The organism is Rhizobium sp. WSM409, from assembly GCF_057653825.1.
This window is the reverse complement of sequence record NZ_CM172794.1, coordinates 4,196,455-4,221,374: the sequence shown is the minus strand read 5'-3', so window position 1 is coordinate 4,221,374 and position 24,920 is coordinate 4,196,455. Positions and strand designations below refer to the sequence as shown.

At 61.4% G+C, this 24,920-nt stretch carries 24 protein-coding genes and 1 tRNA gene; 12 read left to right on the top strand and 13 right to left on the bottom strand.

Going from position 1 to position 24,920, the window contains the following annotated elements; translation table 11 throughout:
- Positions 1–14 precede the first annotated feature (14 nt).
- The 9 genes from AC25BC_RS20800 to AC25BC_RS20760 all read right to left on the bottom strand — a co-directional run bounded on the left by AC25BC_RS20800 (position 15) and on the right by AC25BC_RS20760 (position 9,314).
- Positions 15–770: a DUF1028 domain-containing protein gene (locus tag AC25BC_RS20800; protein WP_012759399.1), complete on the bottom strand. Its 756-nt coding sequence runs from the start codon at positions 768–770 to the stop codon at positions 15–17.
- Between the two features lie 2 nt (positions 771–772).
- Positions 773–2,557, bottom strand: coding sequence for a gamma-glutamyltransferase family protein (locus tag AC25BC_RS20795; RefSeq protein WP_128406547.1), 1,785 nt, complete (start codon positions 2,555–2,557; stop codon positions 773–775).
- Between the two features lie 21 nt (positions 2,558–2,578).
- Complete coding sequence (locus tag AC25BC_RS20790; protein ID WP_012759397.1) at positions 2,579–3,454, bottom strand: ABC transporter permease; 876 nt, start codon at positions 3,452–3,454, stop codon at positions 2,579–2,581.
- Complete coding sequence (locus AC25BC_RS20785) at positions 3,451–4,398, bottom strand: ABC transporter permease (protein WP_012759396.1); 948 nt, start codon at positions 4,396–4,398, stop codon at positions 3,451–3,453. The genes AC25BC_RS20790 and AC25BC_RS20785 overlap by 4 nt, the downstream gene beginning before the upstream one ends.
- Positions 4,399–4,523: 125 nt before the next feature.
- Positions 4,524–6,032, bottom strand: a complete 1,509-nt coding sequence (locus tag AC25BC_RS20780; protein ID WP_012759395.1) for an ABC transporter substrate-binding protein — start codon at positions 6,030–6,032, stop codon at positions 4,524–4,526.
- 91 nt (positions 6,033–6,123) lie between these two features.
- Positions 6,124–6,855, bottom strand: coding sequence for a FadR/GntR family transcriptional regulator (locus AC25BC_RS20775; RefSeq protein ID WP_012759394.1), 732 nt, complete (start codon positions 6,853–6,855; stop codon positions 6,124–6,126).
- A gap of 210 nt (positions 6,856–7,065) precedes the next feature.
- Positions 7,066–8,508, bottom strand: coding sequence for a M81 family metallopeptidase (locus AC25BC_RS20770; protein ID WP_012759393.1), 1,443 nt, complete (start codon positions 8,506–8,508; stop codon positions 7,066–7,068).
- 28 nt (positions 8,509–8,536) lie between these two features.
- Positions 8,537–8,965, bottom strand: coding sequence for a hypothetical protein (locus AC25BC_RS20765; RefSeq protein WP_164902313.1), 429 nt, complete (start codon positions 8,963–8,965; stop codon positions 8,537–8,539).
- Positions 8,966–9,239: 274 nt separating this feature from the next.
- A tRNA-Gly gene (locus AC25BC_RS20760) sits at positions 9,240–9,314 on the bottom strand.
- 256 nt (positions 9,315–9,570) lie between these two features.
- Between AC25BC_RS20760 and AC25BC_RS20755 the strand changes: the two genes are divergently transcribed.
- The 4 genes from AC25BC_RS20755 to AC25BC_RS20740 all read left to right on the top strand — a co-directional run bounded on the left by AC25BC_RS20755 (position 9,571) and on the right by AC25BC_RS20740 (position 12,277).
- A complete protein-coding gene (locus AC25BC_RS20755) occupies positions 9,571–10,080 on the top strand; it encodes a prolyl-tRNA synthetase associated domain-containing protein (protein ID WP_128406549.1) in 510 nt (169 codons plus the stop codon).
- A 160-nt stretch (positions 10,081–10,240) separates the two neighbouring features.
- The gene (gene trxA / locus AC25BC_RS20750; protein WP_128438334.1) at positions 10,241–11,215 is read left to right on the top strand and encodes a thioredoxin; all 975 of its coding nucleotides are present in this window, start codon (positions 10,241–10,243) and stop codon (positions 11,213–11,215) included.
- A gap of 177 nt (positions 11,216–11,392) precedes the next feature.
- Entirely contained in the window at positions 11,393–12,079 is a 687-nt protein-coding gene (locus AC25BC_RS20745; RefSeq protein ID WP_017995461.1) for an LON peptidase substrate-binding domain-containing protein, read from the top strand.
- A 9-nt stretch (positions 12,080–12,088) separates the two neighbouring features.
- Positions 12,089–12,277, top strand: coding sequence for a Trm112 family protein (locus AC25BC_RS20740; RefSeq protein ID WP_012759389.1), 189 nt, complete (start codon positions 12,089–12,091; stop codon positions 12,275–12,277).
- 45 nt (positions 12,278–12,322) lie between these two features.
- Here the strand turns inward: AC25BC_RS20740 and AC25BC_RS20735 are convergent, their stop codons facing one another.
- Positions 12,323–13,537 carry a ubiquinone biosynthesis hydroxylase gene (locus tag AC25BC_RS20735; RefSeq protein ID WP_128438333.1) on the bottom strand — a complete coding sequence of 405 codons (1,215 nt, stop codon included), beginning with the start codon at positions 13,535–13,537 and terminating at the stop codon, positions 12,323–12,325.
- 83 nt (positions 13,538–13,620) lie between these two features.
- On the opposite strand from AC25BC_RS20735, the gene tesB reads away from it, so the two are divergent.
- From tesB to AC25BC_RS20705, 6 genes are all read left to right on the top strand, one after another.
- Positions 13,621–14,505 carry an acyl-CoA thioesterase II gene (gene tesB, locus AC25BC_RS20730; protein WP_128438332.1) on the top strand — a complete coding sequence of 295 codons (885 nt, stop codon included), beginning with the start codon at positions 13,621–13,623 and terminating at the stop codon, positions 14,503–14,505.
- 210 nt (positions 14,506–14,715) lie between these two features.
- The gene (locus tag AC25BC_RS20725) at positions 14,716–15,066 is read left to right on the top strand and encodes a P-II family nitrogen regulator (protein WP_003543684.1); all 351 of its coding nucleotides are present in this window, start codon (positions 14,716–14,718) and stop codon (positions 15,064–15,066) included.
- Between the two features lie 27 nt (positions 15,067–15,093).
- Entirely contained in the window at positions 15,094–16,524 is a 1,431-nt protein-coding gene (locus AC25BC_RS20720) for an ammonium transporter (protein ID WP_012759386.1), read from the top strand.
- 250 nt (positions 16,525–16,774) lie between these two features.
- A complete protein-coding gene (locus tag AC25BC_RS20715; protein ID WP_128438331.1) occupies positions 16,775–19,471 on the top strand; it encodes an FtsK/SpoIIIE family DNA translocase in 2,697 nt (898 codons plus the stop codon).
- Positions 19,472–19,610: 139 nt separating this feature from the next.
- Entirely contained in the window at positions 19,611–20,279 is a 669-nt protein-coding gene (locus AC25BC_RS20710) for an outer membrane lipoprotein carrier protein LolA (RefSeq protein ID WP_012759384.1), read from the top strand.
- A 252-nt stretch (positions 20,280–20,531) separates the two neighbouring features.
- Positions 20,532–21,335, top strand: coding sequence for an exodeoxyribonuclease III (locus tag AC25BC_RS20705; protein WP_113546785.1), 804 nt, complete (start codon positions 20,532–20,534; stop codon positions 21,333–21,335).
- 49 nt (positions 21,336–21,384) lie between these two features.
- On the opposite strand, the gene AC25BC_RS20700 is transcribed toward AC25BC_RS20705, so the two are convergent.
- Positions 21,385–21,840 (bottom strand): cyclic nucleotide-binding domain-containing protein, encoded by a 456-nt coding sequence (locus tag AC25BC_RS20700; RefSeq protein ID WP_017995456.1) that lies wholly within the window; start codon positions 21,838–21,840, stop codon positions 21,385–21,387.
- A gap of 114 nt (positions 21,841–21,954) precedes the next feature.
- Entirely contained in the window at positions 21,955–22,638 is a 684-nt protein-coding gene (locus AC25BC_RS20695; protein ID WP_017995455.1) for a response regulator transcription factor, read from the bottom strand.
- Positions 22,639–22,805: 167 nt separating this feature from the next.
- Between AC25BC_RS20695 and AC25BC_RS20690 the strand changes: the two genes are divergently transcribed.
- A complete protein-coding gene (locus tag AC25BC_RS20690; RefSeq protein WP_128438330.1) occupies positions 22,806–23,327 on the top strand; it encodes a L,D-transpeptidase family protein in 522 nt (173 codons plus the stop codon).
- Between the two features lie 131 nt (positions 23,328–23,458).
- Entirely contained in the window at positions 23,459–24,289 is an 831-nt protein-coding gene (locus tag AC25BC_RS20685; RefSeq protein WP_017995453.1) for an aldo/keto reductase, read from the top strand.
- 86 nt (positions 24,290–24,375) lie between these two features.
- Here the strand turns inward: AC25BC_RS20685 and AC25BC_RS20680 are convergent, their stop codons facing one another.
- Positions 24,376–24,729, bottom strand: a complete 354-nt coding sequence (locus AC25BC_RS20680) for a hypothetical protein (protein ID WP_017995452.1) — start codon at positions 24,727–24,729, stop codon at positions 24,376–24,378.
- Positions 24,730–24,920: the final 191 nt, after the last annotated feature.

Here is a 24,920-nt window from a genome sequence, read left to right as displayed (position 1 = left end):
TTGTTCTATCTGGTTCACGTCTTCAAAGGCGTGGCGAAGGAGGCCGAAGGCCTGCCTTCAGCAATGCGGGCCGCTTCCAGCGCCGCGATCTTTTCATCGATCTCGCGCCTGTCCGTCATGCCGTTCGGATTTTGCCGCGTCGCCATCGTCTCGGCGACATGCAGGTAACGTTCACCCGCCACCGCGTGCAGGCGAACAAGTTCGGCGAGCGGATCGGGATGATCGTCGGCGCGGAGGCTGAGCCACGGATAATCCTGGTCGCGATGGATGATGAGGGCGGCGGACTGCCTGCCGCGCTTGTCGCCGCCGGCATCCTCGCCTACCTGCATCGCCAGCAGCAGGCGTTCGGCCAGCGGCTTGTCCATTGCCTTGTTGTAGGTGGCAAGTGTTTCGGCGACGACGTCGGGACCCGCGAGCATGTTGCCGGCGACCGAGACGTTTTCGTCGATCAGATGCCCCGCCCAGTCGATGCATGCGGGACCGGTGAAGGCGGCGTTGCGCCCCTTCGCATCGATGAGGTGCAACTGCCGCTGATTGCGGCCGGCGTCACGCCCAGTGAGCTGGGTGATGATCTCCTCCGGCGCCTTGCCTGCAGCCAGCAGCGACAGGCCGTCGACGCCGTAAAGCGGGCTGACGAAGGCCTGGGTAGCAACGGCGCCGATGCCGCCGCGAATATGCGGCACCAGGGCGCCGACGGCAAAGAAGCGGCTCGCGACGGCGATGCCGAGATGACCGGTCGAGGGATCACGGGCGACGATAGACCAGGTCATGACTATCTCCCGATCGCATAGGCCTGCATCAGGCGCGGGGTGGCTGCAGCGCGCAACAGTCCGTCGGCATCGCGTCTCGCGGCGGTCAGCCGGCCGATCGTCCAGGGATCGGCGACCGTCAGCTTGTGACCCTTGCGACGCAGGGCATCAAGGACATCAGGGCCGAAATTCGCTTCCGCCATCAGGCTGCCGGGTTCGCGGGTGCGCGGATAGAAAGAGCCCGGAAAATGCGAGGTGTGGAACAGCGGCTGGTCGATCGCCGCCTGCAGGTTCAGCTTGTGATTGATATAACGCAGGAAGAAGGAAAGCTGCCACTGCTCCTGCTGATCGCCGCCGGGTGTGCCGAAGGCCAGTGTCGGGCGGCCCTCATAGAGGCCGAGCGACGGTGTCAGCGTCGTGCGCGGCCGCTTGCCGGGCGCAAGCGACGTCGGCAACCCTGGTTTCAGCCAGAACATCTGGGCGCGGGAATTGAGGCAGAAGCCGAGGCCGGGCACGGTCGGCGAGGATTGCAGCCAGCCGCCTGATGGCGTGACGGAGACTATGTTGCCGTGGCGGTCGATGACGTCGATATGCACGGTGTCGCCGCGCTTTTCGGAAAGATGCGCCATGGTCGGCTCGTAGACGGCGCCGGTCTTGGAATCCGCGCCGAGCATCTTCATCGTCAGATCATGCTGCGCTTCGAAGCCAGGCACGATGCCGGGGCGAAGATCGAAGGAGGCGTCTGTGCCGACCAGCTTGCGGCGCTCGGCGGCATAGGTCTCCGACAGCAGATGCGCGATGGGAATCTCCGAAAAGTCAGGATCGCCGTAATAGACTTCGCGGTCGGCGAAGGCGAGCTTCATCGCCTCGACGACGGTGTGGACGAAATCGGCGCCAGCGGGATCCATCGCGGCGAGATCGAAGCCTTTGAGGATCGACAGGGTCTGCAGGAAGACCGGACCCTGGCCCCAGGGGCCGATCTTGGCGATCGTCCAGTCATGATAATCATAGGTCAGCGGCTCCTCGATCGTCGCCGACCAGTTCGCCATGTCGGCGGCAGTCAGGACGCCCTTGTGGCGGCTGCCGCTTGCATCCATCACCTCGGCGGTCTTCAGATAATCGTCGATCTTCTCGGCAACGAAGCCGCGATAGAAGGCGTCGCGGGCCGCCTGCACTTGCGCTTCCCGGCCGCTTTTCACTTCCGCCTCGGCGATGACGCGCTTCCAGGTTTCGGCAAGCACCGGATTCCTGAAATTCGCATGCGCTTCGGGCGCGCTGCCGCCTGGCAGCCACGTCTCGTAGGAGGTCGGCCATTCCTTCTCGAAGAAGGCGGCGAGCCCCTTGATGGTGGCGGAGACGCGCGGCAGCATCGGATGGCCGTGCTCGGCGTAATAGATCGCCGGTTCCAGCACATCGCGCACGCTCATCGAGCCATAGTCGCGCAGCATCAGCATCCAGCCATCGAAGGAGCCGGGGATGACGGTCGCAAGCAGCCCGTCGCCGGGGATCAGGCTCAGGCCCTCTGCCGTATAGTGTTCGATCGTCGCACCGGCGGGGGCAGGGCCTTGCGCGCAGATGACCTCGACCTTGTCCTTCTTCTTCGAATAGATCACCGCCGGCATATCGCCGCCCGGACCGCAAAGATGCGGCTCGACGATCTGCAGCACGAAGCCCGTCGCCACTGCCGCGTCGAAGGCATTGCCGCCCTTTTCGAGAATGCTCATGCCGACGGCCGAGGCGATCCAGTGCGTCGAGGTGACGACACCGAAGGTGCCGAGGATCTCGGGACGGGTGGTGAATGCGGTCATGTCAAATGTCCTTTCGAGAAATCATGCTTCGCGCGGATCGAGCGCATCGCGCAGGCCGTCGCCTAAAAGATTGAAACCGATGACGACGAGGAAGATCGCGGCACCCGGCCACATCGCCATCCATGGCGCCTGGGAGAGGAAATTCTTGGCGACGTTCAGCATCGAGCCCCAGCTCGGCGCCGGCGGTTGTTGCCCGAGACCGAGAAAGGAGAGGCTTGCCTCGGCGATGATCGCGGTGGCGATGGTCAACGTCGCTTGCACGAGGATCGGTGCAAAGACGTTCGGCAGGATGTAGCGGGTGATGATGCTCGAGGACCGGAGGCCGATCGAGCGGGCACCCTCGACATATTCTTCGATCTTGACCGAAAGCACCTGGCCGCGCGTCAGCCGCACGAAGACGGGCATGGCGGAAAGGCCGATCGCAATCATCGCATTGGTCAGGCTCGGGCCGAGAAAGGCTGCGAGCGCGATCGCGGTGATGAGGAAAGGCATGGCCAGAAAGGCTTCGGTGATGCGCGAGATCACCATGTCGATCCAGCCGCCGAAATAACCGGAGATAAGGCCGAAGGGCACGCCGATGACAACGGCGATCGCCACCGAGAAGACGCCGGCCATCAGCGAAGCCTGCGCGCCCCAGATCATTCGGGAAAGAATGTCGCGGCCGATGTCGTCGGTGCCAAGCCAATGGGCGGCGGACGGGGCCTTGCGGATCGCCGACCAGCTTGTGGCGTTCGGATCGGGAATCGGAAGGAGGGGGGCGGCAATGGCGAGGATTGCGAAGAAGGCGATGATCGCAAGGCCGACGAGCGCACCCTTGTTGGCCTTCAGCTTGCGCCAGGCACGGCTCGGCGAGCGGTCGATCGCAGAGGGAATGACGGTCTCTCCGATCGCGGTCATAGGGCGGCCCTCATGCGTGGATTGAGCAGGACGTAGAGAATGTCGGCCAAGAGGTTCATCAGGATGAAGCCGATCGCGGTGCAGATCACCACACCCTGGACGACGGCGTAGTCGCGGTTGAAGACGGCGTCGACGATGAGCTTTCCGAAACCCGGAATGGTGAAGATCTGCTCGGTCAGCACGGCACCGGCAAGCAGTTCGCCGAAGAGCAAGGCAGTCAGCGTCACGATCGGCAGCATGGCATTGCGGAAGCCGTGTTCGAGCACGACCGAGCTTTCAGCCAGCCCCTTGGCGCGGGCGGTGCGGATGTAATCGGTGCTGAGGACGCTCAGCATCGCTGAGCGTGTATGCCGCATTAGGGTCGCGGCCAGCGCATTGCCGAGCACGAAGGAGGGCATCAGCATGGTTTCCAGCGAACGCAGCGGATTGCTGAAGAAGGGTTCGTAACCTGATGCCGGCAACCAACCGAGATTGACCGAAACCAGCAGGATCAGCATGATGCCGAGCCAGAAATTCGGGATCGACAGACCGGTCAGCGCGATGATGTTGGCGAGATAGTCGATCATCGTGTTCTTCTTGACGGCCGCCAGGATGCCCATCGGCACGCCGATGACAAAGGCGAAGATCATCGACATGATGGCGAGCTGGATGGTGACCGGCAGCTTTTCGGCGATGAGCTGCAGAACCGGCTGGTTGGTGCGCAGCGAAATGCCGAGATCGCCTTGCAGGGCCGCACCCAGCCAGCGGACATATTGATAGGGCACGGGATCGTTCAGCCGGTATTTCTCGCGCAGGAATTCGAGAACCTGCGGGTCGCGTTCCTCACCGGCCATGGCGAGGATCGGATCGCCGGGCAGCAGCTTCTGCAGCGAGAAGACGAAGACCGAAATGATCAAAAGCGTCGGTATGGCGACCAAGAGCCGTTTGGCGATGTAGGTGTACATGGGCGATCCTGACACGACTGGGGTCATGCGGCGGAGGGTTTCCGCCGCATGATTTGCTGGATCAAAAAGTAGAGCATGATGTCGTCCGAAAACCGCTCACACTTTTCGGCATCATGCTCTAGGGATCAGCCGGCTTTCTTGACGCCGACGAGGCGGATCATGCCATCCGGCGACGGAACGAAGCCGGTGATGTTCTTGTGCAGCGCCCAGATCCAGGACTGATGGCCGAGATAGATGATCGGCAGATCGTCGTTGAGGATGACGGCGGCGGCATCGTATTTCTGCTTGCGCACGGCATCGTCGGTCGAAGCACGAGCTTCGTTCAGCAGCTTGTCCACCTCGGCGTTGCAGTATTTCGTGTCGTTGATGCCGCCCTTGCAGGTGATGAACTGATGGATATTGCCGTCGGGATCGACGCGGCCGGACCAGTCGGAACGGCTGAGCTGATAGTTGCCGGCGGTCTGCTCGCTCAGCAGCGTGGCGAATTCCGTCGACTTCAGGCTGACGTCGAAGCCGGCTTCGCCGACCATCGACTGGATGATCTGCATCATCTGCATGGCAACGGGATTGTTCGGGATCTGCAGCTCGATCGGCACGCGGTCGAAGCCGGCTTCCTTGATCAGCGCCTTGGCCTTGTCGAGATCGCGGGCGGGGACGGGAATATCCTTGTCGAACCACGGGCTGCTCGGCGGGAAGGGCTGGTTGCCGGAGACGGCCGTGCCTTCATAGACGATCTGGTTGACGGCATCGCGGTCGATCGCCAGCGAGAAAGCCTGGCGCAGGCGTTTGTCCTTGCCGAAAGGATTGTCGGCACGCGCGCCGTTGCCGATATTGGTATAGAGCGCCATGTAGCCGGTGCCGACGGCGTCGGCATAGACCAGGCTCGAATCCGCCTTCACGGCTTCAGCATCGGTCGCGGCCAGGCGCTCGATCATGTCGAGATCGCCGGAACGCAGATTGGCGAGGCGCACCGTCGTATCCGGGATCGGCAGATAGGTGAGCTTGTCGATGAAGATCTTGTCCTTGTTCCAGTAGTCCTGGAACTTTTCGAGCACGATGCGATCCTGCTGGATGCGTTCGACGAACTTGAACGGACCGGCGCAGACCGGGTGATCGCCGAACTTGGCGCCGAGCTCCTTGGCGGCCTTCGGCGAGACGATCATGCCGGCGCGGTCGGAAAGCTGGGCAAGAAGGGTGACGTCAGGCGCCTTGAGGGTGAACTTGACCTCGTATTCGCTTGTCGCCTCGACCTTTGCGACCGAGGTCAGCTCGCTCTTGCGGCGTGATTCCGGCAAGGTGATGTTGCGCTCGATGGTGGCGACGACGGCTTCGGCGTTGAACGGGGTCTCGTCATGGAACTTGACGCCTTGGCGCAGCTTCATGGTGAGCTCTTTGCCGTCGGCCGACCAGCTCCATTCGGTGGCAAGCTGCGGCACGATCTTCAGATCCGGCGAGACGTCGACCAGCTTGTCGCACATTGCAGTATAGACGATGCGGCCGACGAAGGTGCGTGACTGCGCGGGATCGAGCACGTCGGCATCGTCCTGCAATCCGATCTTCAGGTCGACGGCGAAGGCAGGAAGCGCAAACAGCGCGCCGGCAACGGTGGCGGTCAGCAATTTGGCGATCTTCATTCCATTCTCCTCTGTTCTGTTTGTTTGGTTTTGGCTTCCATTCCGGCGGTTATGGCCCGCCCGTCTCTCTTCTCCCTGCTCACCTCGCTGTTCAGGCGAGGGTCTTGTCGACCTCCGTTTCGCTATGATCGAGCGAGGTGATGCGGATGAGGCTTTCCTGCAGCGTCAGCAGATGCTGGCGCATCGCTTCGCCCGCCCTGGCAGGATCACGAGCGGCGATCGCATCGACGATCGCCGTGTGCTGACCGAAGGTGACGGGCCGCGTCCGGCTGGCGCTGCGGGCGCGCTCGCGGATCGTCTGCCAGGCCTCGTCCTGGCGCACCCGGTTGATGACGTCGAAGATGGTGAGGAAGAAGCCGTTGCCGGCGCATTGGGCGATCTGGCGGTGCAGCGCCCCGTCCCAGAGTTCGCGGCCGTCGGCATCGGTGCTTTCGTAGATCTTCTTCACCAGATCATACATGCGCTCGATATCGGCGGCCTTGGCGCGCATGGCGGCAAGCTGGGCGAGCTGCGGTTCGATGCGCAGGCGCACTTCCATGACTTCCATGAGATCGGTGCCGGCAACGATCGAGCCGACATGATCGCTCCAGCCGTCGGGGCGCGGGCCGGCATAGGTGCCGGAGCCTTGGCGGCGCCAGATGCGGCCCTCAGCCTCCAGCACTTCGAGGGCACGGCGGACGGCACGGCGGCCGACGCCAAGCATTTCCGAAAGGGTGCGCTCGGTCGGCAGCTTGCCGTCGGCGTCGAGACTGTCGGACCGCAGCAGAGCCCTCAGCCTCTCCAGCGCATAATTCGAATTGCCCTGCGTCTCATCCATCGGCATTCGCTTAAATGGTCCGTACCAATTTTCTATTGGTTCAGTCCAAACCAAATAGCGCCGACCGTCAAGCGCTTTTTTGTGCAAATCCAAATCTGCCCGTTTTTTGCTCAAATCCCGCTATTGCCGCGATACGGGAAAGCAGTCGATCGCGGCGACAGGGCGGCGCCGCGATCGACAATGTCATCCAGAAAATGCAATTGGTTCAGCTGAAGCTCAGGCCAGCGTCGAGCGTGCGGAGAGAAAAACCTGCGGCTCGAAGGCAAAATCCTTGTCGAAAGGATAGGTCGGACGCTGCTTGCGCAGCCGCGGCAGGCGCTCGACGAACTGATCGACGACCCCTGTTGATAGCGCCATCAGGTTCGGATTGGCGATCGGCGCCAGTTCCGGCGAGAGATAGCCCGATTTGACGACGATGATGCTGGCCTTGTGTGGGTCGAGGCCGAGCCGGGTGAAGTCGACGATGTTGTGATAGGGCCGACGCTTGGCGGAGAGCACGAGATCGATACCACTGACCGAAACTACCGCCTGGCGGTCTGTGGGATCTGATGTCTCATGCAGGAACTTGACCGTGAAGCGGCCGTGAACGGGCTTGCTACCCTGGGTGTCGAGCGAGGCGCCGACACTGAGCTCCAGTTCCGCACCGATGCCAGCGGCATAACAGGCCTCGGTCGCCGCCTTGTCGGCGATGCCGGCAAAGACGACGCCGGTGGCGCCCCTGGCAATCAGCTCTGCCAGCACATCAGCCCGGTCCCCAACGCCGCCGCCGGTCGGGTTGTCGCCGGATTCGGCAAGCACCACAGGAGCGGTCGGGCTTGCGATCGCCCTTTCGACACATTCCTCGAGCGTGCCGGTCTTGCAGCCGAAGACAAAGTCTTCGCGCGCATCCCAATAAGCCCTCGCGAGGCGTTTGGCCTCGCGCTCCAGCACGGTGCGGTCGGTGCCGGTCATGATCGCGGCGGCGGTGGCGCGCGGTTCGTCGGCCCAGACATAGCCGACCATCAGCGATGCATCCCAGACGCCGTCGATCGCATCGATCCCGGGCAGCATGTCATAGAGGCTCTTTGCCGGCTCATCGACGGTGCTGGTGCGCTCGCCGGGCAGCACGACCGGGATCGGCACCCAGAGCACGACCGGCCTCTCGCCGGTTTTCAGGCTCTTTACCAGCATGGAAACGGAGCGGCGCATCGTCTCTTCGACATCGATATGCGGCGCAGTGCGGTAGGTGGAATAGATATCGAGCGCATCGATGATGCGTTGCGTGACGTTGCCGTGCAGATCGTAGCTTGCCGAGACCGTGCAATCCTTGCCGACCAGCGCACGGGCCGCGCTGATCCAGTCGCCTTCCGCATCCTCCATGCCCTCGACATACATGGCGCCGTGCATGGCGAGATAGAGACCGTCAAGCGGCAGCATCGGCTTCAGCCGCTCGAGGAATTCACCCTTGAAGGCCTCGTAGGTGGCACGCGAAACCGGGCCGCCGGCGATGGCGCGGGCATGGATCGTCGGCAGAAATTCGGCAGCGTAATCCCTGAGGAAGGCGAAATACGGCGCTTCCAGCAGCGCCGCGCCGCGCAGCACGCGGAAATCCTTCTCCTCGTTCAGGACGGGGTTGTATGTGCTGCATTCGATATGAATGCCACCGACGGCGATGCGCATGGGAAACCTCAGTTGATGTTGGGAGCAGTCAGAAAGTTATGGGCGATGCTGGCAACCCGGCTCCAGCGCCGGTATCGACGCGCCGGGTGCGGATCTGTGTCGGTCGACTGAGTTGTGCTGCGATAAACTGAACATTCGGGATCCGATCCGCAGACGCGTCCTTTTGCCTCGACAATAAGTTTACAAACGAACCAATCAACCAAAATAAATTACAATCTTGATCTTCTAAGCCGGCGTCGAGGTCGAAAGTGCCGTAATCGGTGAGCCTCCGACCGGCTCGGTTTCTTCCGTCGGATGCCGCGGGCCGATTGTTGCCGACAAACGCGGCCGCATCGCCATAAAGAAAAAATCCCACTTCGGGATCCCGAAATTTCCCCGCTTCGGGATCCCGAAATTCGTCGCGTTTTGGGTGGTGTCGCCGCGAGGAAACATCCAATGATTTCAACACCGCAACCAATTTCGGGATTCCGAAGTGCTATATAGATTATGGTGGGGGTCTGGCTGGCCGATGAATTCAGCGCAGCGCCTCGACAGGTTCGCCGAACAGTAAGTCGATGCGCCCACCCACTCAGAGGCTATCCGTCGTATTCTTCGAGAATGGTTATCCAGCTCATGGATTCCTGCCAAAATGAGCTCGGAGCAGCGCAAGGCGTCAAATCTGCTCTTGCCGTGCGTTGGCGCAAGGGCGTCTATCCCGGCGCTAAGCAGACATTTAATTTTATTTGAGAAACTGGAGCGGGCGAAGGGATTCGAACCCTCGACCCCAACCTTGGCAAGGTTGTGCTCTACCCCTGAGCTACACCCGCTCAATCCACATCGGTCCGGGGTAGTTGTTGGACCGTGGGCGCCGCCTCGCGGCGACCGGCGCTATATGGCCTAACGGGTTTTCAAATGCAACAGGGAAATGACGGAGAGGCGAAGAAAAATTCTGGTGTTCGCTGACGCCCGGCGGAAAGGCCGCAAATGCGGGGCAAAGCGTCGGTCGCAAAGATTGCCAAACGATGTGGACCGCCTTAATCAGGACGCCTCGCTTTTTTCCCTTCCTGTCCAATGGATTGCCCGATGTCCGAAAATGCCCCGAAGACAAGAGAAGAATTGTTTGCCTTCCTCGACGGGCTCGGCATCGCCCATAAGACGGTCGACCATGCGCCGGTTTTCACCGTGGCGGAATCGGTGGCCCTGCGCGATGAAATCCCCGGCGGCCACACCAAGAACCTGTTCGTTAAAGACAAGAAGGACAGATATTTTCTGCTGACCGTGGAGGAAAATGCTGCCGTCGACCTCAAGCAAGTGCATAATGCCATCGGCGGCTCCGGCCGGGTCTCCTTCGGCAGGCCGGAGAAGCTGATGGAGTATCTCGGCGTTGCTCCGGGCTCGGTCACGGCCTTCGGTGCGATCAACGATACCGCTGAGAATGTCACCTTCGTGCTCGATGCCGAGCTGATGGCGCACGAGATCGTCAACTGCCATCCGCTATCCAATGATGCGACGACCTCGATTGCGAGCAGCGATCTCATCCGTTTCATGGAAGCGACGGGACATAAGCCACTTGTCTTGAAAGTGACGTCCTGACATACGATTTTAGCGCTAAAGCGCGTCTCGATCTTTTAGATTCGCCTGCCGCGCTTTAGTCTTTGGTTTTGCGCATGCCTTTATCGCAAAACCGCCATACAGTTTTGCGCGACATGCTTTAGCAAAGACGCCGGCAGGATCGGCGCGGCGGGAGATACCTATGAGCGGCAGCGACAACCCCTATAATGCTTCCTTCGGAAATCAGATGACGGCGACGACAAACTTCGGTGCTGCGCCGGAACCCGCGGCTGCGGCCAGCAGCTACATCACGGAGACGACGACCGCGAATTTCGCCAAGGACGTCATCGAGGAATCGCGCAAGCAGCCGGTACTGGTCGATTTCTGGGCACCCTGGTGCGGCCCGTGCAAGCAGCTGACGCCGGTCTTGGAAAAGGTCATCAACGAAGCCAAGGGCCGCGTTCGGCTGGTCAAGATGAACATCGACGACCATCCCTCGATCGCCGGTCAGCTCGGCATCCAGTCGATCCCCGCCGTCATCGCCTTCGTCAACGGCCGTCCCGCCGACGGTTTCATGGGCGCGGTGCCGGAAAGCCAGATCCAGCAGTTCATCGACCGGATCGCCGGTCCGGCCGGCGCCGACGAGGCGGCCGAAATCGAAGCGGTGGTTGCGGAAGCGGCGGAACTGCTTGCCACCGGCAATATCGACGAGGCCGCTCAGCTCTACGGCGCCGTGATGCAGGCCGATCCCGAGAATGCCAAGGCGCTTGCCGGCATGGCCGAATGCATGATCGCCGCCAACCAGCATCAGCGGGCGCGCGAAATTCTGACGGAATTGCCGGAAGAGCTGGCGAAAGACGCCGGCATCCAGGCCGTGCTGATGAAGCTCGAGCAGATCGAGGAGGCCCGCAAGCTCGGTGATCCCGTTGCGCTCGAGCGTGAACTGGCCGCCAATCCCGATGACCACGAAGCGCGGATCAAGCTTGCCAAGATCCGCAATGTCGAAGGCCGGCGCGACGAAGCGGCCGACCATCTGCTGCTGATCATGCGCAAGGACCGTGCCTTCGACGATGACGGCGCCCGCCGCCAGCTGCTGCAGTTCTTCGAGGTCTGGGGCTTCAAGGATCCAGCGACAGTTGCAGCGCGGCGCAAGCTTTCGGCGATGCTGTTTTCGTAGGGCGCCGCGCATCCCGCAGCACGCGCCACGGTCGGTCTATCGCATTGAATCGGTGCAGGATCTTTTCCGAGAACCGATTCCGATTTTCGGCGTACGAGTTAAGTTTCGAGCATCTGCCCTTGCGTTTTCGGACGAGGGCACCACATTCTCGTCAGGACGGGCAAGCCCGTTACAAGAATGCGGGACGGTTTCATGCAAGTCGGGAATGCCAGATACCTGAAGCCGGGCGATCTGCCTGATGCGATCGCTGTCTTCCCCCTGACCGGCGCCCTCCTGCTGCCGGCCGGGCAGCTTCCCCTTAACATTTTCGAGCCGCGCTATCTGGCGATGCTGGATGCAGCACTGACCGGAAACCGGCTGATCGGCATGGTGCAGCCGGCATTCGGCGAACACGAGGACAAGGGCGGCGAGCCCAACCTTGCCGCCGTCGGTTGCCTCGGCCGCATCACCTCTTTCGCGGAGACCGGCGACGGGCGCTATATCGTATCGCTGACCGGCGTCTGCCGCTTCCGGCTGCTGGAGGAGAAAGCGACCAGCGATCCCTTCCGCATCTTCCGTATCGCCCCTTTTATCGCCGACCTCTCGGCCGCGAACGAGGAGGAGGCGGTCGATCGCGCAGCGCTTCTGACCGCCTTCAAGGCCTATCTCGATGCCAACAAGCTCGAGGCCGACTGGGAGAGCGTTGAACGCGCGAGCAATCTGACGCTGGTCAATTCGCTGGCGATGATGTCGCCCTTCGGGCCGGCGGAAAAGCAAGCGCTGCTGGAGGCGCCTGACCTGAAGACGCGAGCCGAGACGCTGATCGCCATTACCGAAATCGTGCTGGCGCGCGTCTTCGGTGACTCTGACACGGTTCTGCAGTAGACTTCAGCCATGGACGAAAAACTCAGCCGCGTCGATCCAAAGTTGCTCGATCTCCTGGTCTGCCCGCTCTCCAAGGGCCGGCTTTCCTATGATCGCGAGCAGAATGAACTTGTCTCGGAAAAGGCGCGGCTTGCCTATCCGATCCGCGACGGCATTCCGATCATGCTGGTGTCAGAGGCTCGCCGTCTTGATGAATAGAGCGTCCTTAGCGTTTCCGATTTCGAGTTATGCGCAAGCGCCTCTTTAAATCGTCTCTCCGGCAAGCAGCCGCGGATTGTCCTTTGCCGTCGTTCCGGCCGCCTGGCCGATGAAGAAGGATTTGAGGCGTGGCAGCCGGTCGACGATGCCGAGTCCGACGTCGCGGGCGATGCGGATCGGCGTTGCGTCGTTGGAGAAGAGCCGGTTCAAGACGTCGGTCGTCACCCCCATACGGAAAGTGTCGAAGCGGCGCCAGGTTTGGTAGCGCTCTAGGATATTGATCGAGCCGATATCGAGGCCGAGGCGATCGGCATCCACGATGGTTTCGGCAAGTGCCGCCACATCCTTGAAGCCGAGATTGAGGCCCTGCCCCGAAATCGGGTGGATACCATGGGCGGCGTCGCCAGCCAGCGCGAAACGCGGCGCGACGAAGGAGCGGGCGAGCGTCAGGCCGAGCGGGAAGGCACGCTTGTCGCCGATCACTTTCAGGCTCCCAAGCTTGTGGCCGAAGCGGCGTTCGAGCTCTTCCTCGAAGATCAGGTCGTCGGCGGCGACCAGCCGGTTGGCATCCGGCGTGCGCTCCGTCCAGACGAGCGAGGAGCGGTTGTTCTTGAGCGGCAGGATGGCGAAGGGGCCGGCCGGCAGAAAATGTTCCTCGGCGCAGCCGTCATGCGGCCGCTCGTGTTCGACGGTCGCAACGATGCCGGACTGGCCGTAGTCCCAGGTGACGGTTCTGATGCCGGCGAGATCGCGCAGTTTCGAGCGCACGCCGTCGCAGGCAACCAGCAGCCGGGTTTCCAGCGCGCTGCCGTCCGAAAGCGTGACGGTGACATGGGTGTCGTGGGTCTTCAGCTCCGTGGCGCCGAGCCCGTGGCGGATGTCGATGCCGAGCCGGTCGCAGGCGCCGCGCAGGGCGGCGACCATCGCAACATTCGGGATCATATGGGCGAAAGGCCGGCCATCGGCCACTTCGCCGTCGAAGGTCAGAAAAACCGGACGCACCGGATCGGATGTCTTGGAGTCGGTAACGATCATTTTGGTGATCGGCTGGGCTTCCGGCTCGATCTCGTTCCAGATGCCGAAGACCTCGAGCATCTTTGCCGCCGCCGCGATGACGGCGGAAGCGCGCGTATCGTTTTTCCAGACATGCTCGGGGGCCGCCTCGACGACGGCGACATTCAGATGGGGTGCTGCCTGTTTGACCGCGACAGCGGCGGAAAGGCCGACATAACCCCCGCCCACAACCAGCATGTCCAACATCGCGCCGCTCCCGTACCTTGTGCCTCAGATGTGCTCTATATAGATCATCGCAACTTCACTTCCTACCGCCGGGAGACATAGAAATGACGCGCGAGACATCAGAGCCTTCGGCGATGGAGACGCTGCTTTCGACGCTCGACCTCGAGCCGATCGAGGTCGATATCTTCCGCGGCCGCAGCCCGAAGGTCGGCTGGCAGCGGGTCTTCGGCGGCCAGGTGATCGGCCAGGCGCTGATGGCGGCGCAGCGCACCATCGAGGGCGAGCGTTTCGTCCATTCGCTGCATGCCTATTTCATGCGTCCCGGCGATCCCTCGGTGCCGATCATCTACCAGGCGGAGCGCATCCGCGACGGATCGAGCTTCAATACGAGGCGCGTCGTCGCCATCCAGCACGGCAAGGCGATCTTCGCGCTGTCGGCCTCCTTCCAGGTGGAGGAGCCGGGCTTCGAACATCAGATTACGATGCCCGATGTCGAGATGCCGGAGGCACTGCTCGGCGAGCAGCAGATCAAGGAACAGTATCTCGCGCACGCGCCGGAGGCGATCCGAAAATACTGGCAGCGCGAGCGGCCGATCGAGATCCGTCCCGTCTCGCTGACGCATTATTTTTCCGACAGGAAGCTCGATCCGAAGCAGGACGTGTGGGTACGTGCCACCGGCCCGGTTCCCGACGACCGGCTTTATCAGGCGGCGGTGCTTGCCTATCTTTCGGACATGACGCTGCTCGATACGTCGCTCTATGCGCACGGAACGTCCATCTTCGACCAGAGCCTGCAGGTGGCGAGCCTCGATCATTCCATGTGGTTCCACAGACCCTGCAAGCTCGACGACTGGCTGCTTTATACGCAGGACAGTCCGTCGGCTTCTGGCGCCAGAGGATTAACCCGGGGTAGCCTATTTACGCGATCGGGTGAGCTGATTGCCTCTGTCGCGCAGGAAGGTCTGATTCGGAAAAAGGCAAATGAATAAATAATGTGCATCTTTTCGAATTTGCGCGTTATTTGTGCGCTTATCGGCCGGTCATTTGCCTGTTTATTGGCATTATTTATTATAACCTTTACTTTTCAATAACTTAAGACATGCCTTGAATCTGGCACGCCCCTTGAATGTATATCGCCGGTCGCTGTTCAGGAACGTCAGCGGCAAGGAGAGTCGGCTCCGCGCCGAGGATAACGAAGGATGGGAAACCAGATGAAAATTGTGATGGCCATTATCAAGCCGTTCAAGCTCGATGAGGTCCGCGAAGCCCTTACGGCGATCGGTATTCAGGGGCTGACCGTAACCGAGGTGAAGGGCTACGGGCGCCAGAAGGGGCACACCGAAATCTATCGCGGCACCGAATATGCAGTCAGCTTCCTGCCGAAGCTCAAGATCGAAATCGCTGTTGCATCGGAACTCGTCGACAGGGCGGTCGAGGCCATCGCGGCATCGGCCAAGACCGGTCAGATCGGCGACGGCAAAATCTTCGTCTATTCGATCGACCATGCCGTGCGCATCCGTACGGGCGAAACCGATTCAGAAGCGCTGTAAGAACGGCAGATCAAGGAGCTTTTTCCAATGTCAATTTCGAAGTTTTCTTCCACCTTTGCGCGGCTTTGCGCAGCTTCGGCCGCCCTTCTGGCGCCGGCCGTCGCTTTTGCGCAGGAGGCTGCACCAGCTGCTGCCACCGCCGCTGCTGCTCCTGCTTTCACCATGGACAAGGGTGACAATGCCTGGATGCTCGTCTCCTCGGCGCTCGTCCTTTTGATGACCATCCCCGGCCTTGCGCTTTTCTACGGCGGTCTCGTGCGCGCCAAGAACATGCTCTCGGTGCTGATGCAGGTATTCATGATCACCGCCGTCGTGGCGCTGATCTGGGTGACTTACGGCTATTCGCTTGCCTTCACCGACGGCGGCTCGCTGAACAGCTTCGTCGGCGGCTTCTCCAAGGCCTTCCTCGCCGGCGTCAATACGTCGTCGCTCGCTGAAACCTTCTCGAAGGGCGTCGCCATTCCGGAATACACCTTCATCGTATTCCAGATGACCTTTGCCTGCATCACGCCTGGCCTGATCGTCGGCGCATTCGCCGAACGCATCAAGTTCTCGGCCGTCATGCTCTTCGTCGTGCTCTGGGTCACCTTCATCTACTTCCCGATGGCACACATGGTCTGGTTCTGGGGCGGTCCGAGCTCCTACACCTCGCCGGCCGGACTGATCTTCTCCTATGGCGCAATCGACTTCGCCGGCGGCACGGTCGTTCACATCAATGCCGGTATTGCGGGCCTCGTCGGCGCCATCATGCTCGGCAAGCGCACGGGCTATAAGAAGGAAATCATGGCTCCGCACTCGATGACGCTGACCATGGTCGGCGCCTCGCTGCTCTGGGTCGGTTGGTTCGGCTTCAATGCCGGCTCCAACCTCGAAGCCAATTCCTACGCCTCGCTTGCCTTCATCAACACCTTCGTCGCCACGGCTGCCGCCGCTGTGTCCTGGTGCATCGTCGAAACCCTCACCCGCGGCAAGGCTTCCATGCTGGGTGGCGCTTCCGGCGCGGTTGCCGGTCTCGTCGCCATTACCCCGGCGGCAGGCTTTGCCGGCCCGATGGGCTCGATCGTTCTCGGCCTGATCGTCTCACCGGTCTGCTACTTCTTCGTCGACGTCGTGAAGAACAAGTTCAACTACGACGACAGCCTCGATGTCTTCGGCGTCCATTGCGTCGGCGGCATCATCGGCGCTCTCGGCACCGGTATCCTCGTCAACCCGGCGCTCGGCGGTGCAGGCATCGTCGATTATTCGACCGCCGATTTCGCAGCCTCCTATGCCGGCACGGCAACCCAGGTCTGGGCTCAGGCCAAGGGCGTGCTGACGACGCTGCTGTGGTCGGGTATCGGCTCGGCGATCCTCTACAAGATCGTCGACGTCGTCATCGGCCTGCGTGTCACGGTCGAAGCCGAACGCGAAGGTCTCGACCTTTCGACCCACGGCGAAGCCGCCTACCACTCTTCCTGATCACAGGGTTTGCGGCGCCCGGCAGAAGGGCGCCGCTTCACGGCCCGTCGCGGCCTATCTAACCATAGACCGCATTTGGCCCGGACCTTTCAAGGTTCGGGCTTTTTTCATTTCCCGGTCCGGAATTGTCGTCCAGGCATGCATGGTTAACATCGCTTTAACCCGGCTCTGATTAGGTAGAGCGGACGCATTTTGGCACGGCGAAGCGTCAGCGATTCGCGTGTCCTCAGGCATTGGACGGGTTAGACACATGGCAAGAAGCACGTCGCCGGCAATGGATGGCCGTCCGGATCGGTTCTCCTTCTCGGCATTCATGCTGCGGCAGATCCAGGCGCTCATCGGCTTTGCGATCTTTCTGCTGCTGGCGTTCTGCGTCGCGGCGCTGGCGACATGGAATGTTGCGGATCCGAGCTATTCCTATGCGACCGCCAACCTGCCGACGAATATTCTCGGTTACAGCGGGGCTGCCTTTGCCGATATCGTCATGCAGTTCCTCGGGCTTGCCAGCGTCGTTTCGATGCTGCCGATCGTCGCCTGGGCGCTGACGCTGATCTCCGGCCGCCGCTTCAGCCGTATTCCGGCCCGTGGCGGCGCCTGGTTGGCCGGTTCGGTGCTTTCCTGCGCCATCATCGGCTGCTTTCCGCCGCCGCTCACCTGGCCGATTCCGAACGGCATCGGCGGCGTCGTCGGCGACATGATCCTGCGTTTTCCCGCACTCTTCGTCGGCGCTTATCCCACAGGCACCTTCGCCATGGTCGTCGGCTGCATCTTTGCCGCGCCGACCGCCTGGATGATGCTCTTTGCCTCCGGCCTGGTCGGCCGCAGCGACGCCGACGAGGAGGTCGAGGAGGAGTACGTCGATACGCGCAGTAGCAAGGCCCGCGTCGTCGGAGACGAGGACGAGGAGGAGGACGAATCCCGCTGGGTCGCTCTTAGCGGTGCCGTGACGCATGCCTGGTACATGAGCCAGGGCCGACTGAGGCGGCTCTTCGGCATGGGGCCGCGCAAGCGGCGCCAGGGCGATTACGAATCACCTTATGATTTTAACGATGACGAGTTCGGTACGCTGAACGAACCCGTGCGCGCCAAGGCGCCGACCGCCCGCGGCGAGCGCATGGAGCCTTCGATGGAACCATCGATGGGGTCAAGAACGGCTTCGCCACGGCGTATCGTCTCCGCGCCGTCGATGTCCATCGATGACGACGACGACAATGACGACGACCTGCCCTTCGATACCGATATGCCGCCGCGCCCGGCCGATATCCTGCCCGACGACGATGAGGACGGCGACTGGATGATCCGCGCACCGGCAAAGGCCGCCGGCAAGCCGGAACCGCGCGTCGTCCCCGTGGTCGCGCGTCCGAAGCCCAGCGCCCGCATCGAGCGGGAGGCGCAGGGCTCGTTCATCCGTCCGGAGGGCTTCCAGCTTCCCTCGATGCATCTGCTCGCCGAACCGAAGAATGTCGTGCGCGACTCCACGCTTTCGGCCGATGCGCTGGAACAGAATGCCCGCATGCTCGAAGGCGTGCTTGAGGATTTCGGCGTCAAGGGTGAGATCATCCATGTCCGCCCCGGCCCGGTCGTCACGCTCTACGAACTGGAGCCGGCGCCCGGCATCAAGTCGTCGCGCGTCATCGGCCTTGCCGACGATATCGCCCGCTCGATGAGCGCCATTGCCGCCCGCGTCGCCGTCGTGCCCGGCCGCAACGCGATCGGCATCGAATTGCCGAACCAGACGCGCGAGACCGTCTATCTGCGTGAACTCATCGCCTCCCGGGATTTCGAGGGCAGCAAGGCGAAGCTCGCCATGGCGCTCGGCAAGACGATCGGCGGCGAAGCTGTGATCGCCGACCTCGCCAAGATGCCGCATCTGCTCGTCGCCGGCACCACCGGCTCCGGCAAGTCGGTCGCCATCAACACGATGATCCTGTCACTGCTTTACCGCATGACGCCGGAACAATGCCGGCTGATCATGATCGACCCGAAGATGCTCGAGCTCTCCGTCTATGATGGCATCCCGCATCTGCTTTCGCCTGTCGTCACCGATCCGAAGAAGGCCGTCGTCGCGCTCAAATGGACCGTTCGCGAGATGGAAGAGCGCTACAAGAAGATGTCGAAGATCGGCGTGCGTAACATCGACGGCTTCAACACCCGCGTCGAGCAGGCGCTGTCGAAGGGCGAGGCGATCTCGCGTACGGTGCAGACCGGATTCGACCGCCACACCGGCGAAGCGATGTACGAGACCGAAGAATTCGATCTGCGGCCGATGCCCTATATCGTCGTGATCATCGACGAGATGGCCGACCTGATGATGGTCGCCGGCAAGGATATCGAAGGCGCCGTCCAGCGTTTGGCGCAGATGGCCCGCGCCGCCGGCATACATGTGATCATGGCGACACAGCGTCCGTCGGTCGACGTCATCACCGGCACGATCAAGGCGAACTTCCCGACCCGCATCTCCTTCCAGGTGACCTCGAAGATCGACAGCCGCACCATCCTTGGCGAACAGGGCGCCGAGCAGCTGCTGGGCATGGGTGACATGCTCTACATGGCGGGCGGCGGGCGTATCCAGCGCGTGCACGGCCCGTTCGTTTCGGATGTCGAGGTGGAAGAGATCGTCTCCTACCTGAAGACCCAGGGCTCGCCGCAATATCTCGACGCGATCACCGCCGATGATGACGAGGATGGCGATTACGGCGGCGGCGGCGGCCCGGCCGGCACGTCCAATCTTTCCGAATCGGAAGATCCCTACGACCAGGCGGTCGCCATCGTGCTGCGCGACGGCAAGGCATCGACATCCTACGTCCAGCGCCGCCTCGGCATCGGCTACAACCGTGCTGCCTCGCTCGTCGAGCGCATGGAGAAGGAGGGCATCATAGGACCGGCCAACCATGCCGGCAAACGCGAGATCCTCGTTCCCACAGAAGGCGACATCCTCGACCGCTGACAGAACAGGCATATATTTCCAATACAGCCGCTTTTCCGGAAACCTGATAGCGCCGAAGCCGTTACCTCTCGCAGGCCGATCGCAACGCCTTGAAGACGCCGCCTTTCGGCAGCATGCAGATCGCATAAAGGAGATTTAGATGAGTCACTCCGATACCTTCCTCTCCGGCCTGACGGTAACGCGCCGCGACCTTCTCGGCGCCTTTGCCGTCGCTGCGATAGCGAGCGCCATTCCCCTTGGTGCTTATGCGCAGGCGGCAGCTCCCGCCTCCGGCACGGCGCAGGCGATCGCCGATCATTTTTCCGGCGTCACGACGATGCAGGGCGAATTCGTGCAGTTCGGCCCGCGCGGCGAACAGACCGGCGGCAAGTTCTTCATCCAGCGCCCCGGCAAGCTGCGCTTCAACTATGACGATCCGTCGCCGATGCGGGTGATTGCCGATGGCAAGAACGTCGCCATCGGCAATATGAAGCTCAAAACCTGGGATCTCTATCCGCTGTCCAAGACCCCGCTCAGCCTGCTCCTCGCGCAGCATATCGATCTGTCGGCGGGCATGGTGAAGGGCGTGAAGGAAGAGTCTGACCTGACGACGATCGCGCTCGGCAACAATACGGTGTTTGGAAACTCGACCATCACCATGATGTTCGACCCGAAGACTTACGACTTGCGTCAGTGGACGATCACCGACAATCAGGGCAAGGACACCTCGGTGATGATCTTCAATGTCAAAACCGGCATGCAGTTCGAGGATCGCGTCTTCCGCGTGCCCTATGAGACCATTCCAGGCACGCCGCAGTCGCGCGATTGAGAGCTTTTCGGTTGATCGCCGGCCGCTTTTACCAGATCCGGATGTTTTCAGGCCGATTGGCTTGAAAACATCCGGATCTCAATCAACGATTTGAGCATGATGTCGTCCGAAAACCGCTCACACTTTTCGGCATCATGCTCGTGGCTGGTTCCCTCGCGTCCGCCTTTGTTTTAAAGCCCTTTCATGAAAGCGCTTCGCGTCGAGCCGCGGTTCGGCCGGCATGCGAGGCATTGGACGCGAGAGGGTATGGGCATGGGTTTTTCGATCACCACCTGGAACATCAATTCGGTGCGGCTGCGCATGCCGATCGTCGAGCAGCTCGTTCTCAAGCACAGGCCCGATATTCTCTGCCTGCAGGAAACCAAGGTGACGAACGACCTGTTTCCGGCGGCACCGCTCAGGGCTTTGGGCTACAATCACATCATCATCCATGGCCAGAAGGGTTATCATGGCGTGGCGATCGCCTCGCGCATTCCGTTGACCGAGGATCACCGGCAGGATTATTGCGGCATCGGCGATGCGCGTCACATCTCGGCGATCTTCGAGCGCGGCAATCGTCGGGTTCGGCTGCATAATTTCTATGTCCCGGCCGGCGGCGACGAGCCGGATCGCACGATCAATCCGAAATTCGGCCACAAGCTCGATTTCATCGAAGAGATGAAGCTGCTGAAAGCCAATGGCGAGGCCAACACTTCAGCCATCCTCGTCGGTGACCTCAACATCGCGCCGCTGGAGCATGACGTCTGGTCGCACAAGCAGCTTCTGAAGATCGTCAGCCATACGCCTGTCGAAACCGAGGGGCTGATCGAGGTGATGAAGCGCGGCGCCTGGCTCGATCTCATGCGTCAGCATGTGCCTGAAAACGAGAAACTCTACACCTGGTGGAGCTACCGCGCCAAGGATTGGGAGGCCGCCGACCGCGGCCGCCGTCTCGACCATATCTGGTCGTCGTCGGATCTCGGGCCGCATCTCAAGCGAATCGAAATCCTGAAAGAGGCGCGCGGCTGGGACCGGCCCTCCGACCACGTACCGGTGACGGCGCATTTCGATTTCTAGGGCGATTCGGTCCAGCTTTTTGTAAAGGGCAGAAGCGCTCTAACTGGGGTCAGTTGAAGCGATAGAATTGACTTGCGGCCTTTGCCGCGAGTTCGGCGAGATTGTCGCGGATGCGGTTCTCGATCAGCCGGGCTGCGTCCGGATATTCTTCGATCAGCCGGTGGAAGAGGGCGCGGGTGATGCGGATGATGCTGGTGTCCTCGCGCGCTACCGCGGTGAACTTGCGCTCCACCAGGGTTACCAGCGCCAGCTCGGAAACCAGGGTTCCGGGACCGGCGATCCCCTCTGTCCTCTGCATGCCGTCGCTGCTCGTCGCGCTCAGCTCCAGGCTGCCGCTGAGGATGACATAGGCACTCTCGGCGGGTGAGCCCTGGCGAAACAGCATCTGGCCGGCAGCGATCATGCGCCGGTCGGCGCCAAAGGCGATCAACCGCAGCTGATCCTCGTTCATGTCCTTGAACAGAGGAAGCTGCGCGAGCATGTGGATGTCGTCGGTCAGCGCCATGCGGGCTTTTCGCCTTAGAGCAATTCCAGCAGAAGTGCGTCGCAGTCTGCGTTCGGAATTGCATGAAAACAAAGAGATAGGCATTTCCGTGATTCGGAGAAAAACGGAACTGCTCTAGGGTATGATCTTGTAGCCGCCGTTTTCCGTGACGAGGATTTCGGCATTGGAGGGATCTCGCTCGATCTTCTGGCGCAGGCGATAAACGTGGGTTTCCAGCGTATGCGTCGTTACGCCGGAATTATAGCCCCAGACCTCTTCGAGCAGCACGTCGCGGGTGACGACCTTCTGTTCGGCGCGGTAGAGATAGCGGATGATCGCCGCTTCCTTTTCCGTCAGTCGGATCTTCTGGCCGTTATCGGTGGTCAGGAGCTTCTGGCTGGGCTTGAAGAGGTAAGGGCCGACGGTAAAGGTCGCGTCCTCGCTCTGCTCATGCTGGCGCAGCTGCACGCGGATGCGGGCGAGCAGCACGGCGAAGCGGAAGGGCTTGGTGACATAGTCGTTGGCGCCGGCTTCGAGGCCGAGGATCGTGTCGGAATCGGTATCGTGGCCAGTCAGCATGATGATCGGCGCCTTGAAGCCGCCCTTGCGCAGCAGCTTCACTGCCTCGCGGCCGTCCATATCGGGCAGGCCCACATCCATGATCAGCAGGTCGATCGGCGTCGCGCGGGCGGTCGCGACACCTTTGCCGGCGTTGGCTTCCTGCAGAACCGTGAATTCCTCATACAGCGACAATTGCTCCGTCAGCGTCTGCCGAAGGTCATCGTCGTCATCCACCAGAAGAATGGTGCGTGCGGTCATGCCGTTTGCGTCCTCATGTTAAGTCCCCTAGTCCTACGCCAAATTCCTGGTTTGGCAAGGATCGGGCAGCGGGCTGTTGCCGGGTCGGTTTCGATATGATTTCAATCGAAGCCCCAGACAAGGCACGACATGCGAGAAAAATGGAAAAAGCAAGGCAGAGGCGGGGTATGACGCCGTCGACGATGGTGGTGCGTGCTGCGCCGGGACGCAAGAACCGGGCGATCGTCCGGCTCGGCGCCATCACCGTGCCCGCTGCGATCGGCCGCTCCGGCCGCACAGTGATGAAACGCGAGGGCGACGGCGCCACGCCGATCGCCTCGATGAGGTTGATATCAGGCTTCCGGCGCGGCGAGCGGAATGGCCGGCTCGTCACTCCGCTTTCCATCCGCCGCATCCGCCCCGACATGCTCTGGTGCGATCAGTCCGACAGTGCCAGCTACAACCGCCTCGTCCGGGCGCCGTTTTGCGCAAGTCATGAGGAAATGCGGCGCAGCGACGGGCTCTACGATATCTGCCTGGTGATGGACTGGAACATCTCCTCGCGTGCGCGCAATCGCGGCTCGGCGATCTTCTTCCATCTCATCAGGCCGGGCTACGAGCCGACGGCGGGCTGCGTGGCGGTAAGCCTGCGCGACATGCGCCGCCTGCTGCCTCACCTTCGAAAGGGAACGATTGTCCGCGTCGTCTGATTGTCTTCCGGATGCGGTCGCCTATATGCTGTCGGTGACCGAACGCTCCGGCTGAAATGCGTTCAGGGACGTCCGCAAGAGCGGGCGCAATTCATGCCTCGTCCAATTCTTCAAACTCCCGGAGATATATTGTGACCGCTCAACCTATCATCACTTTCCATGACGGACATTCCATTCCGCAAGTCGGCCTCGGCGTCTGGCAGACGCCGCAGGACATTGCCGCTCCCACCGTGCGCACGGCGATCGCCGCCGGCTATCGTCATATCGATACGGCTTCCGGCTACGACAACGAAGAGGGTGTCGGCGAAGGCATCCGCTCTTCCGGCCTCGACCGCAAAGACATCTTCGTCACCACCAAACTCAGGAATACCGATCAAGGCTATGACAATACGCTGCGTGCATTCGAGGGCAGCCTGAAGAAGCTCGGTTCCGAGTACGTCGACCTCTACCTCATTCACTGGCCGTCGCCGCATCGCGGCCTCTATACAGAGACCTGGAAGGCTTTCGCCCGAATCCGGGAAGAGGGTCGTGCCCGTTCGATCGGCGTGTCGAATTTCAATCCCGAACATCTCGAGCGTATCATCGGCGAGACCGGCGTCGTTCCCGTCATCAACCAGATCGAGCTGCATCCCGATTTCCAGCAGAAGGTGGCGCAGGAGGCTCATCAGAAGCTGAATATCGCCACCGAATCCTGGAGCCCGCTCGGCCAAGGTAAGTTCATCTCGAACGCCGATATCGGTCAGATCGCCAAAAAACATCAGAAGACGCCGGCTCAGGTGATCATTCGCTGGCACATCGATACCGGCCTCGTCGTCATCCCGAAATCGGTGACGCCGTCGCGCATCGAGGAGAACTTCCAGGTGTTCGACTTCAAGCTCGATGCCGACGACATGGCCGCGATCGCCAAACTCGACAGCGCCGGTGCCCGCATGGGACCGGATCCGATAACGGCGACCTTCTGATCGTCGTCTCAATCATTGCCAAGGCAATCAACGGCCGCCTCGGGAGAGATTACCCGCGGCGGCCTTTGTATGACGGGCCTGCCGCTTCAATAATTACATTTGGACGAGCCGTTGGTCGGGGTAAAACCGAAGTTGCAGGCATTGTTCAGGCGCTGCGGACGCCCGATCGAACCGGTATAATCGTCCGAAGCGAAGGCGCGCGAGGGATACCAATAGCCATTCGAGCTCTTGATATAGCCGGGCCGGGCGCTGCTATAGCCACGATAGCCATTGAGAGACGGTGCCTTGTTTTGCGCGACCTGTTGCCACAAGCCGGAAGAGACCGTGATCGGCGGTGCTGCCGGATGGATCGGCGCAGCCGCGGCGGCATCGATCGATGCCAGCGATACGAACAGGCCCAGGATGGTTTGCGGCAGGCGTCCTGCCATTTTCTGTCTCATGGCTATTCTCCCAGATCACACAACGCGGAACTTTGCTCCTGCATAATTCCTTAAATCGGAATCGATTTAAGGATGAAATTATGCAGCAATCCAAAGTGTTACAGCGTCCTTTGCGCGTCTGAAAAGACCCGCGCGCTGTAGCGCCGCCAGGCCAATGATCGCCGAAACCGGCAATGGACGCCCGAAAGCGT

Coding starts and splice junctions, on each gene's coding strand:
- AC25BC_RS20800 (WP_012759399.1), bottom strand. CDS start 770: ATGACCTGGTCTATCGTCGCCCGTGATCCCTCGACCGGTCATCTCGGC.
- AC25BC_RS20795 (WP_128406547.1), bottom strand. CDS start 2,557: ATGACCGCATTCACCACCCGTCCCGAGATCCTCGGCACCTTCGGTGTC.
- AC25BC_RS20790 (WP_012759397.1), bottom strand. CDS start 3,454: ATGACCGCGATCGGAGAGACCGTCATTCCCTCTGCGATCGACCGCTCG.
- AC25BC_RS20785 (WP_012759396.1), bottom strand. CDS start 4,398: ATGTACACCTACATCGCCAAACGGCTCTTGGTCGCCATACCGACGCTT.
- AC25BC_RS20780 (WP_012759395.1), bottom strand. CDS start 6,032: ATGAAGATCGCCAAATTGCTGACCGCCACCGTTGCCGGCGCGCTGTTT.
- AC25BC_RS20775 (WP_012759394.1), bottom strand. CDS start 6,855: ATGCCGATGGATGAGACGCAGGGCAATTCGAATTATGCGCTGGAGAGG.
- AC25BC_RS20770 (WP_012759393.1), bottom strand. CDS start 8,508: ATGCGCATCGCCGTCGGTGGCATTCATATCGAATGCAGCACATACAAC.
- AC25BC_RS20755 (WP_128406549.1), top strand. CDS start 9,571: ATGTCCGAAAATGCCCCGAAGACAAGAGAAGAATTGTTTGCCTTCCTC.
- trxA (WP_128438334.1), top strand. CDS start 10,241: ATGAGCGGCAGCGACAACCCCTATAATGCTTCCTTCGGAAATCAGATG.
- AC25BC_RS20745 (WP_017995461.1), top strand. CDS start 11,393: ATGCGGGACGGTTTCATGCAAGTCGGGAATGCCAGATACCTGAAGCCG.
- AC25BC_RS20740 (WP_012759389.1), top strand. CDS start 12,089: ATGGACGAAAAACTCAGCCGCGTCGATCCAAAGTTGCTCGATCTCCTG.
- AC25BC_RS20735 (WP_128438333.1), bottom strand. CDS start 13,537: ATGTTGGACATGCTGGTTGTGGGCGGGGGTTATGTCGGCCTTTCCGCC.
- tesB (WP_128438332.1), top strand. CDS start 13,621: ATGACGCGCGAGACATCAGAGCCTTCGGCGATGGAGACGCTGCTTTCG.
- AC25BC_RS20725 (WP_003543684.1), top strand. CDS start 14,716: ATGGGAAACCAGATGAAAATTGTGATGGCCATTATCAAGCCGTTCAAG.
- AC25BC_RS20720 (WP_012759386.1), top strand. CDS start 15,094: ATGTCAATTTCGAAGTTTTCTTCCACCTTTGCGCGGCTTTGCGCAGCT.
- AC25BC_RS20715 (WP_128438331.1), top strand. CDS start 16,775: ATGGCAAGAAGCACGTCGCCGGCAATGGATGGCCGTCCGGATCGGTTC.
- AC25BC_RS20710 (WP_012759384.1), top strand. CDS start 19,611: ATGAGTCACTCCGATACCTTCCTCTCCGGCCTGACGGTAACGCGCCGC.
- AC25BC_RS20705 (WP_113546785.1), top strand. CDS start 20,532: ATGGGTTTTTCGATCACCACCTGGAACATCAATTCGGTGCGGCTGCGC.
- AC25BC_RS20700 (WP_017995456.1), bottom strand. CDS start 21,840: ATGGCGCTGACCGACGACATCCACATGCTCGCGCAGCTTCCTCTGTTC.
- AC25BC_RS20695 (WP_017995455.1), bottom strand. CDS start 22,638: ATGACCGCACGCACCATTCTTCTGGTGGATGACGACGATGACCTTCGG.
- AC25BC_RS20690 (WP_128438330.1), top strand. CDS start 22,806: ATGACGCCGTCGACGATGGTGGTGCGTGCTGCGCCGGGACGCAAGAAC.
- AC25BC_RS20680 (WP_017995452.1), bottom strand. CDS start 24,729: ATGAGACAGAAAATGGCAGGACGCCTGCCGCAAACCATCCTGGGCCTG.